This window comes from Flavobacterium gilvum, from assembly GCF_001761465.1.
In the GTDB taxonomy this organism is placed as follows: domain Bacteria; phylum Bacteroidota; class Bacteroidia; order Flavobacteriales; family Flavobacteriaceae; genus Flavobacterium; species Flavobacterium gilvum.
In genome coordinates this window covers 2,622,150-2,641,337 of the sequence record NZ_CP017479.1, presented here as the reverse complement: position 1 = coordinate 2,641,337, position 19,188 = coordinate 2,622,150, and the positions used below count along the sequence as shown (strand labels likewise).

At 37.5% G+C, this 19,188-nt stretch carries 9 protein-coding genes; 6 read left to right on the top strand and 3 right to left on the bottom strand.

Going from position 1 to position 19,188, the window contains the following annotated elements:
- The first annotated feature begins 113 nt into the window (after positions 1–113).
- Positions 114–1,322 (top strand): response regulator, encoded by a 1,209-nt coding sequence (locus tag EM308_RS10970; RefSeq protein WP_156101392.1) that lies wholly within the window; start codon positions 114–116, stop codon positions 1,320–1,322.
- Positions 1,323–1,845: 523 nt separating this feature from the next.
- Positions 1,846–2,661 carry an alpha/beta hydrolase gene (locus EM308_RS10965; protein WP_035640779.1) on the top strand — a complete coding sequence of 272 codons (816 nt, stop codon included), beginning with the start codon at positions 1,846–1,848 and terminating at the stop codon, positions 2,659–2,661.
- Positions 2,662–2,935: 274 nt separating this feature from the next.
- On the opposite strand, the gene EM308_RS10960 is transcribed toward EM308_RS10965, so the two are convergent.
- Positions 2,936–3,277 (bottom strand): glycoside hydrolase family 97 N-terminal domain-containing protein, encoded by a 342-nt coding sequence (locus EM308_RS10960; protein ID WP_035640782.1) that lies wholly within the window; start codon positions 3,275–3,277, stop codon positions 2,936–2,938.
- Between the two features lie 95 nt (positions 3,278–3,372).
- Positions 3,373–3,510 carry a hypothetical protein gene (locus EM308_RS18405; protein WP_394332833.1) on the bottom strand — a complete coding sequence of 46 codons (138 nt, stop codon included), beginning with the start codon at positions 3,508–3,510 and terminating at the stop codon, positions 3,373–3,375.
- Between the two features lie 171 nt (positions 3,511–3,681).
- Here EM308_RS18405 and EM308_RS10955 point away from each other — a divergent pair, with 171 nt between their 5' ends.
- Positions 3,682–6,402 (top strand): glycoside hydrolase family 2 TIM barrel-domain containing protein, encoded by a 2,721-nt coding sequence (locus EM308_RS10955; RefSeq protein WP_083273908.1) that lies wholly within the window; start codon positions 3,682–3,684, stop codon positions 6,400–6,402.
- A gap of 366 nt (positions 6,403–6,768) precedes the next feature.
- Here EM308_RS10955 and EM308_RS10950 read toward each other — a convergent pair whose 3' ends face one another.
- On the bottom strand, positions 6,769–14,163 hold the full coding sequence (locus EM308_RS10950; RefSeq protein WP_081907273.1) for a polysaccharide lyase family 8 super-sandwich domain-containing protein: 7,395 nt from the start codon (positions 14,161–14,163) through the stop codon (positions 6,769–6,771).
- A 1,163-nt stretch (positions 14,164–15,326) separates the two neighbouring features.
- Here EM308_RS10950 and EM308_RS10945 point away from each other — a divergent pair.
- From EM308_RS10945 to EM308_RS10935, 3 genes are all read left to right on the top strand, one after another.
- Entirely contained in the window at positions 15,327–15,791 is a 465-nt protein-coding gene (locus EM308_RS10945) for a hypothetical protein (RefSeq protein WP_035637171.1), read from the top strand.
- Between the two features lie 347 nt (positions 15,792–16,138).
- Complete coding sequence (locus EM308_RS10940) at positions 16,139–17,530, top strand: vanadium-dependent haloperoxidase (protein WP_070261831.1); 1,392 nt, start codon at positions 16,139–16,141, stop codon at positions 17,528–17,530.
- A gap of 125 nt (positions 17,531–17,655) precedes the next feature.
- Positions 17,656–19,029, top strand: a complete 1,374-nt coding sequence (locus EM308_RS10935; RefSeq protein WP_035640249.1) for a phosphatase PAP2 family protein — start codon at positions 17,656–17,658, stop codon at positions 19,027–19,029.
- The last annotated feature ends 159 nt before the right edge of the window (positions 19,030–19,188 follow it).

The following is a 19,188-nucleotide window of genomic DNA, read 5'->3' as shown; positions in this document are numbered from 1 at the left end:
GTGCCTTAAAAGAAATTTTTAATCATTTTCAAACAATTGCCGAAGCAAAAAATATTCAGTACACTTTTGAAAGCAGCGATTCCTCTATTTTGGTTTATTTTGATAGAAACCAAATGGAAAAAGTGTTTTTTAATTTATTGTCAAACGCTTTCAAATTCACACAAAATGATGGCTCTATAAGTCTGAAAATTGCCTCAAACGATCAACAAGTGGAAATTACAGTAACTGATAACGGTAAAGGTATCGCTATTGATACAATCGATGATATTTTCAAAAACTTTTTTCAGGTTGGGCAAAATATTGGAACAGGTATTGGTTTAGCACTTTCAAAAAGCTTAGTCGAACTTCATAAAGGTAAAATCAGCGTTACAAGTAAACCTGAAACAGCAAACGAAGCAGGAAAAACTACTTTTACGGTAGTATTACAGTTAGGTAAAAATCATTTGAACGAGAGTGATATTTCTCCAATCCCTACTATCGAAAAAACAATTTATCAAGAGATTGATGATTATGATGCAGAAGTTTTTATCGAAAACCCGATTATAGATGATAAAGATAAAAAAGCGCATATTCTAATCGTAGAAGATAACGATGATGTAAGAGAATTTATCAAACAATCTTTAGAAAATCAATATCATGTTTATGAAAGCAAAAATGGCATGGAAGGTTGGGAAAACGCTATTCAAACCCTTCCTGATTTGATTATTAGTGATGTTATGATGCCGATTATGGATGGTTTGGAACTTTGTAAAAAGTTAAAAACTGATGTTCGCACTTCTCACATTCCTGTAATAATGCTAACAGCCAAGTCTGCCCAAATACACCAAATACACGGTTTGCAACATGGTGCCGATGCTTATATCACCAAACCATTTAGCGATCAAATTTTACAACTTAATATTCGCAATCTTTTATCGTTAAAAGCTGCATTGCAAAAAAAATATAGCGAACAATTATCAAAACTGCCAATTATAACCAATGCAGATTCATCACAAGACGAAATATTCCTACAAAAACTACAACAAATTATTGAAAACAATATTTCCAATTTAGATTTGGATCTCAGCTTTATCACTTCAAAAATTGGAATGAGTAAAACTGTTTTGTACAAGAAATTTAGTGCACTTACCAATCAATCTTTGAGTGAATATATTAGAGCTCAACGTTTGAAACGTGCAGTTGAAATTTTCCAAAAAGGAGAAAGTTCTGTCACATCTGTTTCTTTACAAGTTGGTTTCAATGATCCCCAATATTTTAGTCGCGAATTCAAAAAAACATACGGCATTACCCCTACTAATTATATTAGGAATAAAAAACAGTAGCAAATGAAACCTTAACTACTATTTTTTATTTTTGCTAATCCTTTACATCTTTTCGGGACTAGACAGTTTGCCCCAAAAAAAGTCGAGAAATTTTTATTTTTTTTTATCTTTAATTATTAATTTTAACGTTAAATTTATTCACAAATAGTTGTCGTTCAAACAATGATTACAAATTTACTTTGATAAAGAATTACGAATGAGGATATTTATCCCTTTTAACATAAAAACCCTCTTCTTTTTTTTTAATTTATGAAACAACTCTTCCAATTATTTTATAACCTCTAAACTATAAATTGTTTAGGAAGCATTTTTTACAGGATTTAAAAGAAGGTAAGCAATCTATAAAATCAAATTAATCGGATTCAAACCCACACCTTGTCCAATTGAGTTCTTTTTATAAATGTCTTGTAAAGATATATCTTTGCTTGGAACAAAGATGTTATTCATCAGAAAAACCACATAAAAATATAATTATAACAAAAAAAGCATCAATTTTATTGTAAATTTTTAATTCTAAAAGATTATGAGAACCAAATTACTTTTATTCTTTCTAATTGCTAATAGTATGGTAGCGAATGCTTCCCAAGTAGATACGCTCAAAATAAATAGTACAGCTATGAAAAAGATAATCCCAAATTTAGTAATCACCCCTAACAGTTACTCAACCTCAGGTAAAAAATTTCCAGTTTTATACTTACTTCATGGTGCTGGCAATACATACAAAGATTGGGCAACAAGAATTCCTAAAATCAAAGATTATGCAGACCAATACAATATCATCATCGTATGTCCTGATGGAAAGACCAGCTGGTACTTTGACAGCCCGATTGACAAGGAAATGCAATATGAAACCTATATCACTAAAGAACTTGTTAGTACTATAGACAAAGAATACAATACCGTAGCACAAAAAAGTGGAAGAGCAATTACAGGCCAGAGTATGGGCGGACATGGTTCCTTTTATTTAGCATTCAAACATCAAGACATTTGGGGAGCGGCAGGAAGTTTGAGCGGAGGTGTGGATATACGACCATTTCCAAACAATTGGGATATTTCCAAAAGATTGGGTAGTTATTCCCAAAACCCTGACATTTGGGAGAAAAACACTATAATTAATATGCTATATTTATTGAATGCGACGGATTTAAAACTAATTTTTGAATGTGGCACAGGTGATTTCTTCTATGATGCCAATAAGAGACTCCATTTAGCAATGATCGAAAAAAACATACCCCATGACTATACTGAACGTCCTGGTGGACATAATTGGGATTATTGGACAAATGCCATAAAATATCAATTGATTTTTTTTGATACTTTCTTTCAACAGAATAAATAAATTTCACAATTGTAAATTTCAATTTAATGGGTTAACTCCTAGAAAAGACATCCATTGAGGTGGAAAACCATTCAAACTGACCATCCCTTTCCAGTTTAAATTGACAAAGTGGAAAAAAGGTCAAATTGACCTCCTCTTTCCATATAAAAATTTAAAAAATATTATTTTAATTTAGAATTCCCTATCCTTGTTTAATTTCTTCAAATCATCCATAAAATGGTTCGAGAATTCTACCGTTAGGGCTACAAAAGGTAAGCCCTAACTAATCAAATAGTTAGGTTTTTTTGGTTTTAATGGATCCATCATTCTTCGGATTCCGCTTAGGATCTACATTAACCTTACTGGCATCCGAAACGGAGGTATATTCGTAACTATACCAACCCGCATCAAAATGGATATACTTCAAATGTCTTTTTACGGCAAAATCGATCAGTTCCTTAGAGCCAGCTCTCGATAAAGTTGTTTCGCGCATTACTTTGCCTGGTTTTATCCAAGAAATATTTTCAATAGCACAAGGTGGATTTAAGTTCAAAATAATATCGTTGTTTTCTAGAAGTTGTCCTGGCTTCTCAGCAATAATAATCACTCTCCATGGCGTACTGAAAGGGGAAGCCATTTTTTTTCAAACTTTTCTTAAAAATACATTTTAATCTTTAAGTCTCCTTTCTCATAAACAAACCAAGCATTCCTTCTGAAACTTTACCTAAAAAACTACACTTTACCAAGTCGCAAAAAAACCATGCTAGACCAGCAGTTTTGATTTTTAAATCGCTTAACATATCTACTCCAATCATCCTGCTTTACAACGTCTTTTATCGTCGAATCATCAATTAAAGAAATTAGCTGTATGCAAACAGATTTAGTCGAAAATATCTATTTTTGCTCAACTCTTTTTTAATATTACAAAAGTACATTTAACAACAGGCGATGAAAATGTAACACAAATTATTTCCAATGAAATTCCAATAGTTCTCTCGTTAGACAACTTTTGCACATTATTCTAAGTTCAATCACAATACTATGAAAACAGAATTAACAAGTCTTCTCTACCATTACATATCAGCATATTCCCGAGAGAAATCTTTAATTAGACTATCCTTATTCCTAATATTCAGTTTTTTTTCTGTAACCGTTTTTGCTCAAGGCAACCGGTCAATACAAACGCTAAACGCCGGATGGAAATTTCATAAAAGTAATACCTCAGAACTGCAGGCTGTACTTCGTGAAAAGGAAGATTGGGAACAAGTAAATCTTCCACACTGTTTTAATGCCGAAGATGGTGAAGATGAAAAATATGGTTATTACAGAGGCGGTGCCTGGTATTTTAAAGAAATTTCTATTGACTCTTCTTACCAAAACCAGCGAGTATTCATGTATTTTGAAGCAGCCAATCAGGTTTGTGAATTATTTGTAAATGGTGTTTCAGCTGGAAAACATATAGGCGGATACACTTCATTTTGTTTCGAAATTACTTCACTTCTAAAATTAGGTGCAAAAAATGTCATAACTGTGCGGGTAGATAATAGTCATAATGAGAATATTCCTCCTTTAGATGCTGATTTCTCATTTATGGGAGGCCTCTACCGGGATGTTTACCTGATTACAACTAATAACGTTCATTTCGACTTGCTCAATAATGGCTCTAATGGAGTTTTCATCGAAACACCGACAGTGACAGAACAAACCGCAACAGTGCGGCTTCGTGCTACAATAAAAAACGACGGAAAAGCCAAACAAAAAATACTCCAGTATACCCGCATTACTGATGCTGGCGGCAAAATGGTAACGACAAAATCGACTGCAGTTACAATTTTACCAGGTCAAATATATCAGACTGAGCAAAATGGATTTTCGATTCCTAATCCCCATTTATGGAGCCCCGATTCGCCTTATTTGTATACTGTCACGACAGAAATTAGGGATTCGAAAGGACATCTTATTGACCAGATTTCCAATCCACTTGGCTTACGCTGGTATACATTTGATGCGAACAAGGGATTTATCCTGAACGGGAAGCCACTGAAATTAATTGGTGTAAACCGTCATCAATATTATTCACACCAGGGCTTCGCTTTGAGCAACGAACAACATGTTCATGATATTGAACTACTGAAACAAATGGGAGGCAATTGTTTACGGATAGCCCATTACCCACATGACCCTGCGATACTGGAAGCATGCGACCGTTTAGGTATCATTGCAACAGAGGAAATTCCCATTGTCAATTACATCAATGAAAACAGTAATGATTTCCGTTCTAACTGCTTGAACATGGCCGTAGAGTTGGTACGCAGGGACTACAATCATCCCAGCGTATTTGTTTGGGCCTACATGAACGAAATGCTGAACAATAACAAACCGAAGAAGCCTGAAAATTTGAGACATTTAAACAAATTGGCCATTTCAATTGACAGTATACTGCACAAAGAAGACAAAAACCGTTTTACGATGATTCCGAATGCTGAATGGTTCGAAGGATATCGTGATGCTGGCCTGATTGATTTACCTCAAATCTGTGGATGGAATATTTATGAAGGCTGGTATGGCGAAAAGCTCAGTGACTTTGAACAATTCATGGATACATTTCATAAAAAATACCCAAACAAGCCAGTAATGATCACAGAATATGGTGCAGGCGCCGACCCTCGGGTACGCAGCTTCGCACCTGAGCGATTCGACTTCTCAATGGAGTATCAGAATGCCTATCACGAGCATTATCTCAAAGCTATAATGGAGCGGCCATATATTGCTGGTGCGTTTGCATGGGCATTTGTCGATTTTTTTGCGGAACCGAGAGTGGATGCCACACCACATGTAAATAATAAAGGCCTAATAACCTTAGACCGTGAGCTCAAAGATTCTTACTTTTTATACCAAGCTTATTTACAAAAATCTCCTATGGTATCGATTGCTTCCAAGGGCTGGGAGCAACGGGAGGGCAGTGCTGCCAGCATGGAAGAAGATTTCTGTAAACAGCCTGTAACCATCTATTCGAATCAACTGGAAATTGAGTTGTTTCTGCAAGGAAAGTCATTGGGTAAAAAAACAGTTGTTAATAATAAAGCTGTTTTTGAAGTGCCATTTGCGAATGGTAGCAACCTGCTTGAGGCGGTTTGTAAAATCGGTAGCAATGTGATAAAAGATGTAGCAACCATTCAATTCAGACTTTGGGATTTTCCGTTGAACAAACATCCGGAATCGTTTCCTTTCATACATGTAAATGCCGGCTCAAATTATTCCTATTACGATAAAAAGAATCATTGCACATGGATGGTTGACCAGCCATACAGCAGAGGAAGCTGGGGTTATACTTCGGGCAAAAGATACCGTGCAGGCAGTCGGCCGGCATCCCAGCGTGAAATCAGCTGTACAAAGGATGAGCCTTTATATCAAACGCAACAAATAGATCCCGGCTCCTACCGTTTTGATGTTCCAGATGGTACATATGAAGTGAGCCTTTATTTTGCAGAACTCTTATCGGAGGCCCAAATGCAGAAATCATTATACAACCTGACAGCAGATGCAACCGTTGATAAAGCAGTGAAAAGAATTTTTAACGTAGATATCAATGGCTATCCCTTTCTTCGAAATTTAAATCTGAAAGAACAATATGGCGAAGCAGTGGCAGTACCCTTTAAGTACATCATTGACGTAAGAGATAGCAAAGGGATTGAAATTAAATTCAGTGCTTTGGCTGGTGTACCTGTGATCAATGCTTTATCAGTTGTAAGAATAAAATAGAGGCATTCAGAATAAAATAAGTTATTACTTATCGACAACATACATTCAAAAACAACATAAACAAACCCCAAAATAGTCCCTTTTAGGTCAATTTTGTGGTTTTCTATTATTTTGAATTAGCAATAAATTTGGAATGAGTGCTTTTTTATTTGAAATATCGACTTATGGAATGGATAGATCAACTAAAAAGACTCCTTACTTGGGGCAAAATCCCTATAAAGAGTTACTGAATGGCTTGGACAAAAAACACACCATTATTTTAGATCTCTTTGGGGAGTCTAATGCGGATCTGGGTTAAAAAAAAATTCCCAATCAAAATTTAAAAAACAATTTTGATTGGGAATATACTTAAAACATTGTAATTAATTATTGTTTGACAATCGTACTCCTAAAAGTCTCGACACCATTCTGAACAACGATAATATAGTTTCCGGAAGGCAAATCACCAACGATAACATTTTGAGGTACAGCAGTAAAGCGAACCTGACGAATCTTGTTACCAAGTATATTGTAGATACCGATTGTTGCATTCGGGTCTAGCTTTGATGCTATGCTAACACTAAAGTTGTCCTGTACAGGATTCGGATAGACAGTAAAATTGGAAGAATTTGTTGCTTCCTCTTTAGTTGCCATTTTTGCCGTACCATTGCAAGAACCAAGGTTATCTCCATGATTCAAATGATTTTGAACTGCAGATTGTGCCACACAAATAACATTATTATTATGGCAAATCATCACTTTGTCATTGTTCATACCACATCTTACATCAAGCGTATTGATAGTAATGGAAGACGTAGATTGACATCCTCCCGCATACGAAGCCGTAACAGTATAGGTACCCGCCTCTGAAACTGAAATCGATGGCGTATGTGCCCCAGTGCTCCAAGTATAAGTGTAATCTTGATCGTCTTGTACCAATGAATTAAGAGTAAGCGATGTAGGACCGTATCCTAGGTAAATGGTATTTACATCATCAATGGCAGGATTCATTGCATACACATCCGGAATGGATAACTGTACGGTTGGACAAACTACATTTATAGAAACAACTGTAGAAGTTGCTACAGCACCATTATTATCGGTAACTTTTGCGGTTAATGCATACCAATCTGAAGCAACGTTATTCCAATCAAAGCTGTACGGCGCAATTGAATCCTCACCCAACTTAGTTGCCCCATTGAAGAATTCAACTTTGCTCACGCTACCGTCAGTATCTGCTGCTTCAGCAGTAATTGTAATAGTTTCAGCGGTATTATAACTTCCATTTGCTAAAGGCGAAGTAACTGATACTACAGGCAAAGCATTTACGGTAACATTCACAATTTCAGAAGTGGTTACTGCGCCATCATTATCGGTAGCTTTTGCTGTTAAATCATAAGAACCAGCAGCTACTTCATTCCAATCAAAGCTGTAAGGAGCTGCAGTGGCTTCTCCCAATTTAGTTACTCCTTGGAAGAATTCTACTTTCCTTACTGAACCGTCAACATCTGTAGCATCTGCAATGATTGTGATATTTGCAAGTGCGTCATAGCTTGCATTTGCCAATGGCGAAGAAATTAATACAGTTGGTTCTGTATTAACCCTTAGTATTTGTTCTACCACTGTGGCAACATCATAAATACTATTTCCTTCTTGAAAAGCTTCAATAATTGCGGTACCTTTCCCTACGATTGTTACAGTGCTTCCACTAATGGTAGCCACATCAGTATTGGAACTAATATAACTAACCGGTAAATTTGATGAAGTCGTAGCCGTCAAATCAAATGCAGGATCACTGATTGCTTTTGTAGGTATCGCGTCAAAAGTAATGGTTTGTGTCACAGGATTAACGGTTAGTGTTTGTTCTACCGCTTCGGCAGCTCCATAAATATCATCACCGTCCTGTTTGGCCGTAATAGTACTCGTCCCTTTTCCAACAATAGTCACGGTGCTGCCGCTTACTGTAGCCACTTCAGAATTGGAACTGGTGTAACTAACCGGTAAACCTGATGAAGCCGTAGCCGTCAAATCAAATGCCGCATCATTGGTTGTTTTTGCAGGCAATGCCTCAAAGGTAATTGTTTGTGGAGTCAAAATACGGCTCAACACAATTTCAACCGGTAATCCATCCACGGTAGTAAACTGAATAGTAGTTTCTCCGTTTGCCGTGCCAGTTATACTTGCATTAGCATTGGGCTGGGAAATTTGCCAATTTGTTCCTTTTATGGTTATGTTTATTATTCTGGTTATTGATGGGTTATTTGCCCTTAAAACGAATCCAAGATCCGGATTATTAACCGCCAGTTTAAGGTTTTTCTGTGCTGCATCATACTGTGACATCACCAAACATGGATAATCTGCACCGGTCAATTGCCCTGTATTATTTATTCCTGAAAGTGCACTGAAAAAAGCATATCCAAAAATGGAATTTGACGTTGCAGTAGGTTTGTATTCCACGATGTGCGCCATTTCATCTTTACGATGTACCGTATAAGGTTTGTTTCCAGCATCAATTTGACTGCTAAAAATAGTCATGTCAGAGGCAGAGGATTTTGGCATACAAACATATTCATATCCTTTGTTTGTAGGAGCTGTTCCATGATCTATATAACCAATTGCGTAATTCCCTACTGGATTTGCCGAAACATTAGTTGGAGTATTTTGGCTGTGCTGAGGAACTTGTTGGTCAACTCTGGTTAACTTGACGTCACCACTGCCGGTGAACACATAAAAACCGGTACCATAATTATCCACAATCCAATGGTTGCCACTACCTGAATAATTGTTGTCATAAGTCCCTTCTTGTAACAAATTACCGTCAACGTTTACTACATCTTTACCTACCGCTGTCGTTTTACGTTGATACAAGGTAGTCAATGTCGTATTGGTAGCATCATTATTACCAATCCCTGAACCAAGACAAATCAGCATATTGTCGAATGTAAATACGGATTTCTTGAAAACAAAGCTTGGATTATGGTTTTCAGGAAATATAGTGCCAGAAAATCCTTTGCCTGTCGCTTCTTGAAAATCCATGGCAAACATACCATAAGTACCGTGAATCGCTTTTAAAAAATTACTATTCTTATTTTCAAAACTTAAGGAACCAACAAATCTTTTTTGCTGTATTTCATCTAACCTCCCCATTTCGGCAGCAAGCTTATCCCATGGAAGACGGATAACGGTAGTACCCGGGTAGTAATTCCAGTTCCATGTTGCAAGATCGAAACCATTTCCTGTAGGGCTGTCTCCCGGGTAAATAATATCAACCGCTCCATAACTTTGATAACGACCGTAACGATTCTGACCACTATATGCCTCCGTACCAAACATATTATTGCTAAACCCCTTACATACCGCTATCCAGTTATCTTTGCGATAAACACCCGCCATGCTGTGGTTAAACTGAAAATATCCCTCATTAAAAGAAGCTATAGTACTATTTTCTAATGATTCGTCACTCCCCCAAATACGATTGTGATAGGTCGCTAAAACCGGATCGGATGCACCAGTCCCCATAATACTGCCTCCAGCTATCGCCAGATTGCGGAAAGCGTTTCTGGAAACAGCCATGTATAATGCATCAGGGCGGCGACCAGACATTGATAAGGAATGTAATAGATTCTCACTATGAAACATAGCTTGTGCCATAAAAGCATCCCTATAACGAAGATAAGCCTCACTGCTAACCTGAAAAGAGGTTTCTCTCAAATAATAAACAATATCACATGAAGAGTTAAAATCATACGCATAGGCCGGATAAGCCATTTGGTGATGAAACCCTGAACCATCCGGTTTAATCCCATCTGAAGTTCCACTTGTATGACTCATGAATCTTTCCATAAAGCGTTTAAAACCTTTCATGTAACGGTAACGCTCATCTGCAGAATCGATCCATTTTACATAACACATATTAGTCCACACAGTGTTTCCTATATGATCTATATTAATACCGTAGTCATAGGTTGTACCCCATAAATAATCAAAATTATGATGCTTATATAGCACATTTTCGAATAAACTCTTTACATAAAAGTTATCCTTGATACTGGGGATTAATATGGCATTATTTGCAAATGCTTGGTAATCATATTGATTGAGATCTACGGCTATCTGGTTGTCGCAAAAACGTTCTGATACAAGCCATACCGCATTAAGAGCCTTTGTGTAGGTATCCGTATCGTCAGGATTGAACTTCAATTGTTGAGCAAAGGTTCTCAAAAAACCCATCTGGGAATAGCTGGTAAGAGGAGTCCCGCTAGCAGAAATACTATTGCCGATTGCTGTAATACCAAGTGCATTATAACTGTTTACTGCAGTGGCAAGTGCTTCGGCAGTTGGAGCAGTAGTTCCCAAATACGAGTCGGAGAAACGTTGTATAATTGTATTAATCTGTGCATCTATCTCCGGTGTAGAGGCTTCCAGGGGTATATCAGGGTTCAAATCAGGCAATGAACAAGCCGGAGGCGGTGGAGGAAGTTGTGGCCCAGCTAACTCGCACACCACTGAATTGGAAGGATAAGTAAGTATACCCGTAAAATTTACCCGAGGTACTACTGTAGCAAAACTCCCGGTAAGAGTGCCTGCCGTTGATTTCACGAAAGCAATCTGTGCAGTTGGATAGGAGTACGTACTAATTGGGTTAAACTTAAATGTTGTTGAACTGCCTATCGTAATATTTCCGGTCACACTTAATAGGTCGTAACTTCCTGCCGTTGCACCCTTCGCCTGTACGTATAAAGTACCATTGTCTCCCAATGAAAAATTACCGTTAACCTGCAGTGTTCTTGTGTTTATAGCGGTGGGAACGCCAAAATCCAACAATGAGTTTACCGTAAGATCCGTACCTATAGTAACGCCAGATGTACCTGGCCACAATCCATTGTTAATGATAAAGCTATTCAATATCTTGCCCGAAGGGTCAAAAGCTATCGTAGAAGCCCTAGTTGTTCCAATGGTAAGATTCGAGGAGGCATTCCCTTTTATCATTCTGCTTCCAGCCACCCCTCCTTGAATACTGGATACCTCCAAATTGTAGCCGGCAAGGTCCAATGTTGCACTCGTATTATAATACAAAGCATCATGCCACTTACAATTACCAGCTAATGCATGGTTAGTCACTAATTGAAAACCGTTAAAATTTGTATTAACGACACCGGCGGCCTGAGTAAGATTAATGGTTTTGTTAGTTCCTCCCAAATAAATTCCTTTGGGACTGCCAGCATCATGAATGGCCGTGGTTCCAATAATATCACCGTTTACGTTAAAAAAAGTTCCCCCAGATTTTATGCTTCCATTCCAGGTAAGCAGTCCGTAAATGTTGAAGGCTCCAGCGTTGTGGATAATCGCTCCTCCCTGGTTAATAGTCAATGCGACAATATTCATTGCTGCCGTAATGGTGGCAGTACCGCCACTCAAAATAACAAGGTTATCAGCTCCTGTAATAGCGACTGTGCCTAAGTTGGTAATTCCATCTGGATTAAGGGTCCAGTTGGCGTTGACCGCCCCACTGTTTCCAGCGAGCGTTGCATTGGGTGATGCCGTGTAATAAGTACCCGTAGTAGTAGTTAAGGTAACTCCTTTGCTGTTCGGATAAGTGAGGGTTCCAGCGTACGCTATTGACGGCTGCAGACTTGCAAATGTGCCGGTTATGCTTCCGCTTGAAGCTGCAAAATTGAACTGCGATCCTTTTATAGGAACAAATGAATTAACTGAATCTACCTTTAAGGCTGTCCCTGTTCCTATACTGATGTTTCCTGCTACATTTAATTGATCGTAGTCAGTTCCAGCTGTCATCCCTCCCGCTCGTACGTGCATAGTTCCATTGCTGGCTAATGCAAAATTACCGTTTACCTGCAGGATTCTCATACTAGTTGTAGTAGGAACGCCAAAATCCAACAATGAATTTACAGTAAGATCCGTGCCTATAGTAACAGCCGATGTACCTGGCCACAATAGATTGTTTATGCTAAAACTGTTCAGCGTCTTTGCTGTAGGATCAAAAAAGATGGTAGAATCCACAGTCGATCCAATGGTAAGATTGGAGATTGTATTCCCTTTTATCAGCCTGGAAGTAGTTCCCCCTTGAATACTGGATACCTCCAAATTGTAGCCGGCAAGATCCAATGTTGCATTCGCATTATAATTCAAGGCATCATGCCACTTACAATTACCAGCCAATGCATGGTTAGTTACTAATTGCAGACCGTTCAAAGATGTATTAACTACACCTGAACTCTGAATCAAACTAATGGTTTTGTTAGTTCCTCCCAAGTAAATTCCTCTGGTACTGTTACCATCATGAACGGCGGTGGTTCCAGTTACATTTCCATTTGCATTAAAAAAACCTCCATTTGTTGTTTTTATAGTTCCATTCCAAGTCAGTGTTCCACCAATGTTTAAATCACAATTAGCACCGCTGAGGTGATTAAGTGTCCCTCCTTGATTGATAGTTATATCATTAGCACTTGTAGTGGCAGTAACTGCAACTGCTCCTCCATCTAAAATAACAAGATTATCGCCAGCCCCAATAGTGATTGAAGTTAAGCCAGTAGTCCCATCCGGATTGGTAGTCCAGTTATTTGAACCTGTCCCATTTCCTGCAAGAGTTGCATCGGGTGAAGCCGTATAATAAGCATTAACTGGTGGCACAGTAGCAGTTAATCTGACTGTGTTGGAAGGATATGTCAGGGTTCCTGTATATGAGGTGGGCAATACAAGATTTGAAAATGTGCCGCTTAACCCAGTTGATGTTGCAAAATTGAACTGTGATCCTGCTGAAGGAGTAAAATTAACATAATCAACCTTTAATGTTGTCGCAGCTCCTAGACTGACAGTTCCGGTCACACTCAATAAGTCGTAATTACCTGCTGTTGTTCCCTTTGCCTGTACGTGTAAAGTACCATTGTCTCCCAATGCAAAATTACCGTTTACCTGCAGGGTTCTGGTGCTTGCAACAGTGGGAACGCCAAAATCCAACAATGAATTTACTGTAAGATCAGTGCCTATAGTAACGGCAGATGCACCCGGCCACAATAGATTGTTTATGCTAAAGGTGTTCAATATCTTGGCTGAAGGGTCAAAAACTATCGTAGAAGCCCTCGTTGTTCCAACGGTAAGATTCGAGGCAGAATTCCCTTTTATCATTCTGCTTCCAGCTACCCCTCCTTGAATACTGGATACCTCCAAATTGTAACCGGCAAGATCCAATGTTGCAGTCGTATTGTAATTAAGGGCATCCTGCCACTTACAATTACCTGCCAATGCATGGCTTGTTACTAATAGCAAGCCTGTCAAAGATGTATTAACTACACCGGAGGCCTGAGTAAGATTAATAGTTTTGTTACTTCCTCCCAAATAAATTCCTTTGGGACTGCCAGCATCATGAATGGCCGTAGTTCCAACAATATCCCCGTTTACGTTAAAAAAAGTTCCCCCTGATTTTATGCGTCCATTCCAGGTAAGCAGTCCGTAAATGTTGAAAGCCCCGACGTTGTGGATAATCGCTCCTCCCTCGTTAATAGTCAATGCGCTAATACTCATTGCTGCCGTAATGGTGGCAGTACCACCGCTCAAAATAATAAGGTTATCAGCTCCTGTAATAACGACTGTACCTAAGTTGGTAGTTCCATCAGGATTAGTGGTCCAGTTGGCGTTGACGGCCCCACTGTTTCCTGCGAGCGTTGCATTAGCAGATGCTGTGTAATAATTGGCAGCAAAAGCATGAGGCATGAAGCTACAAAATAACAGCAACACAAAAAAGATGCGTAATTTTTTTTTCATGGTTTTTTAATTTAGTTAATAGTTAGGTATGATTACAATTTCGAATTTCCAGTTCTCTTTTAAATAGTCTGTAGCTAATACGCAGAAAAGATTCAAGTCATCTTCACGAATAAATCGCACTGCAATATGAATACGAATACTGAAGGCTTAATTTCCAAAGCTTTTACTCTTTGAACTTTAGTGGTAATTTCAGATATTTCTATCAAGACAACATTATCAGTCACCGCAAAAAGTTAAATTCTAAATTTTACCTATAAAATCTCTTTGATAGTATTTCACTTCAACATCTTTTCGTTCAAGATAGCATGGAGTTCCTTACAACAAACATTCTATTCCCTGTAATTCAGCAATATTTGCAGTTCCTATTATAAGTACTGCCCCATTTTTATAAGCATCACCATTAGCTACTTCCTTATCACTCGGAATTACTGGTCTTTAATTTTAATTTTTCAAATGTATTTTTAGGGATTATGTTAAGTCAAATTTAGATTATCAAATAGACTATAAAGGAAAAAAACGTCTCTTTTGGGACAACAAACGTCTCTATTTTTTATTGAAAAACAGAAACCACTAATCTGATTATTAAAGAATTAATAAATTCAATTTGATCAACAATTATTTCAAAAATATTATAAAAACATAAATAAGAATCGAAATTCAATGGTCAATGAAAATTGGAATTAGGTGGTCAACATTATTGATATTTACTCCTACCTAACAAATCCCGCACTTTTACAAAACACACAAAACCGATATTTAAAAACCCTCCATCTAAAAGAATCTGCGTCGGAATCGAAAATAGAAACGTAAAACACCAAACTTTATCATCAGAAATATGAAAGATGAAACCCTATAACACACATTTACAATATCTTGTACTAAACCCCGTACACATAAACTCCATTTAAAAAAAATCAAACATTAAAAGCATTTAACAATAATAATAAAACAATTGATTATCAGACATGTTACATAAAATATTGTAATTTTGACTTTCATTTTTTCTCCCCGAATATTCACATTTCAGTATATTGTACCAACTAGAAATATATTTTAGATTTTTAGTTTAACCGCAGCCCCAACACTCTCCTTTGGAGACGAAGTACGATTGGATTATTTTTTGTTTCTAATTGGCATTAAAAACAATTTAATTTTTTTTAGCCATGGAGAATTCGTTTAGATTGTCCCAAAAAAACATTGTTTTAGATTTACTTTTTTGCTTTTTTTCTTATAATCAGGGTGAAATGATTGATAGTAATTTACTAATTGATGCGCCACAATCCCTTACTGCTAAAATTAATCCAAACAAGGTTGTCAACCTATTTAAAGGATCTAACGTTGCCATAGAAAATGACAGTATCCGTTCTTGGATTAATGTAAAAAAAGAAACTGGAATGCCTGTTGAAATTGGCATTGCAATAACACCTAAAACATTAGAGAGACCTCCTGAAAATAGTCATAGCTCAACGATTATTACCCCATTGTATCTTAAAGCAAAACAAATCATTCCTTTTGATTACATAGGATTGAATTGGAATCCTCGTAACCGCCCACCTCCAGGTGCTCAAGTACCAATGCACTATTTAATGACTACCATTCTTCTAGTTATTTGCCCGAAGATTATATGACACCTCCTGGTTCAGTTACCTCAGAACCTATAAATGGGAAAAACACTGGTCACCTGTAAATATCGATTTCTTCCTGCCATTCTTCAAAATCATGATTTATGGATTTTATAATTGGAAACTCATTTTTGTTGAGCCAATGATCACTTAAGATTATTTACTTTCAAAACCTGTATTTAGTGATACTTATTCCCAACCATATTTAAAATAAAAACTGGAAGTTACTCAACTAAATAGAATAATTTCTATAACTGGCTTCTGGAAATACATAAATAATAAAAGCGATTTTGTACATGGTACACCTTCGCCTATCCTATAAATAATGCATTTCAATTTTAAAATAAACAATCATGAAAAATCACATAAAACAAGTAACAACGTACTTTATTCTTTTTTTGTTGGTTACTTCCTGTGCAAAAGAAGATTTACCTATTAACAATGACGAAATAAATACTTCCAATTTAACTAAAAAAGTCGTTAAGGAACACGGTTTTGTAGACAACAAGATGGTCTTGTATTGGAACAAAATAACAGAAACTGTCCTTAGCAATCCAATACAGCAACCCACTCGTACTCGTCTTTTTGCCATAATTGAAATTTCCGTACACGATGCGCTGAATAGTATTAAGCCAAAGTATGAACGCTTTGCCATGAATGAAAAAGAACAATTTGCTGACCCTGATGCAACAGTTGCCAGCGCAGCCTATTGGGCCATTACATTATTGGGTCGGGGAAGTTCTCAAGTCGATTCATGGTACTCTGAAAGTCTAGCGACCATCCCCGATGGAGAAAGTAAAAATTTAGGTATAGCTCTTGGTAAAAAATCAGCCCAAGCTATCATTGCCAACCGTGCCGATGATGGATTTACAAAAATTATTCTTGCTTCGCCCATACCAGCCAATGGCATCAATCCTGGCGAATATCGTTCAACGGTTACTGCCTTGAATTATGTACCCACAACAGCGCTGTCACCTTTTAGAATACTTTATAACTGGGGTACAGTAAATAAACCTTATGTTATTGAAAGCAATTCGCAGTTTAGACCCGGAGGTCCTTATGCCGTCAATTCAAATGAATACACAACTGATTTCAATGAAGTGAAAACAAAGGGAGCCAGAGTAGGTGGCATCCGTACTGCTGAGGAAGAAAAAATGGGAAAATTCTGGAGTGAGAACAGGCCGTCAATCCTTTGGAACATTATAGCAACAAATGCCATTGCAACTAAAAAACTCGATGCGTGGAAAACGGCTCGCTTGTTTGCTCTTATACATGTGTGCATAGCGGAAAGTATCAATTCACAATTTAATGCCAGCTATTACTACTATTCATGGAGACCAGAGACTGCTGTTCGCCTAGCTGCAACCGATGGCAATGACAATACTCAGGCAGATCCCAGCTGGCTGCCAGTTTATTCAGAAAGCCCTACTTCTGCTACACCGCCGGTACCGGGTTATCCTAATGGCTTTGCAGCTTTTGGTGGCGCAACAGCCGAAATATTGCGGTTATTCCTCGGTACTGATGAAACTTCTATTGATATTACAACTACCAGTATAAACCCAGCTGTAACACTACCCAAACCCTCTTTTCATTATTCAAGCTTTTCACAGGCGGCTAGAGCCAATTCGCTCAGCACAGTCTATAATGGTTGGGATTTTAGAAAATCGGTTTTGGATGGAGAAGAAATGGGAAAACAAATTGCCAACTATGTATTCAATCATCAATTCAGGGAAAACAAAGAGTGACTATTTTAATAGCATTTTATACAGGAAAATAATTAAACTAAAAATCCATAAACTATTTTCCTCTTTATTTTCCCCCCTGAATCTTTACTGATTTACATTAAAAAAAACATTTAAAACTTTTAATTATGGAAAATTTGTACAAAATCCCCAAAAAAAATATTATTTTCGGTTTAGTGTTTTTATTTTTTTCTTGCTCACAAGTTGAGCCACTAAATAATGATTCACTGACAAACAACTCCCAATCCCTGACCGGAAAAATTGGTCCTCAGACATTGGCGCACACAAAAGAATACCCTTCTGATGTTGCGACAGCCTGGTTCAACTTGTTAACAGATATTACAAGAACAAAACCTTATTTCGTTGGACAAGCAAACCGTATTTTTACTTATAGCGGCATTGCACTTTATGAATCGGTAGTTCCAGGCATGCCCTCTTACCAATCTATGTATAGCTATTTAACCGGTAAAATTATTGAATCCGGAAAGAAAAAAGATTACTACTGGCCTGCCTGTGCCAATGCCGCTATTGCCCGTATCTCATCAAAAATAATGCAAACCTATCCTACTCCAAACCTGGCACAGGTTCAAGCTCTTGAAGCCTCTTTTAATAGCTCCTTTCAATCACAAGTAACGCCAGAACAATTACAGGCCTCCAATGATTTTGGGAAATATGTGGCAGATATTATTTTTGAATGGAGTAAAACGGATGGCGTTTTTAATCCTGATGGAACACCTGTATTCTGCCCCCCCTATGTTCCTCTTGGCGGATTGGGTAATTGGGTTCCAACACCTCCGGCTTTTCTATCTGCAGTGGGACAATGCCCTCCCAAAACATTTGTCCCCAATATTGGAAATACTGTTTTAGCATCGCCACATCCTGCTTACAGTACTGATCCATCTTCTGTTTTTTATCAAGCAGCTAACCAAGTGTACCAACGCAGGAATAATATTACTTCACAAGAAATGAAGTCATTTAGTAACTGGAGAGATTTATCTCCCAATTACAATCCAATTGCCCATATGTTAAAAATCACTACGCAGATATTTATAAAAGAGAAATTGAATCTTGAAGATGCATCCGTATTATATGCCAAACAGACAATAGCGGCATATGATGCCGTTTCCGCTGTATTTCAATCAAAATTTCATTATGCGTTACTACGGCCCGTTACTTATATCAGGGGCGTGATGGGACAAAATAACTGGTCTTCTTTTGGTACTACACCTCAAACTCCATCTTACCCCGATGAATTGTCTGTAACTGCATCCACCGTGGAAATCCTTGAAAACCGTTTTGGTACTAATTATGCAGTTACAGACAGTGTTCATAAATCCACTCATGGAATTTTTTCTTATCCTTCATTAAATGCTCTTGTGTTAGACGAGGTCGAGGCAAGAGTGAGTGGCGGAACCATTTTCAGATTTTGTGGAGAAGAAGGAGTGGTACAAGGCCGTAAAGTTGGGCAAATGGTAAATGCCTTACCTTTCAAAAAACCTTAACTTTGTGAACACGGATTACAAATCATAAGGATTCGAAACCTGAGTATATTATTATTGGCTTGTCTCCAGTTTCAACTGGAGGATTTTAGTTTTGAGGCAATAAAAGGCTTTAGTCAAATAAAATTGTTAATTTTTTAGGCTAAAGCCACTTTATATTAT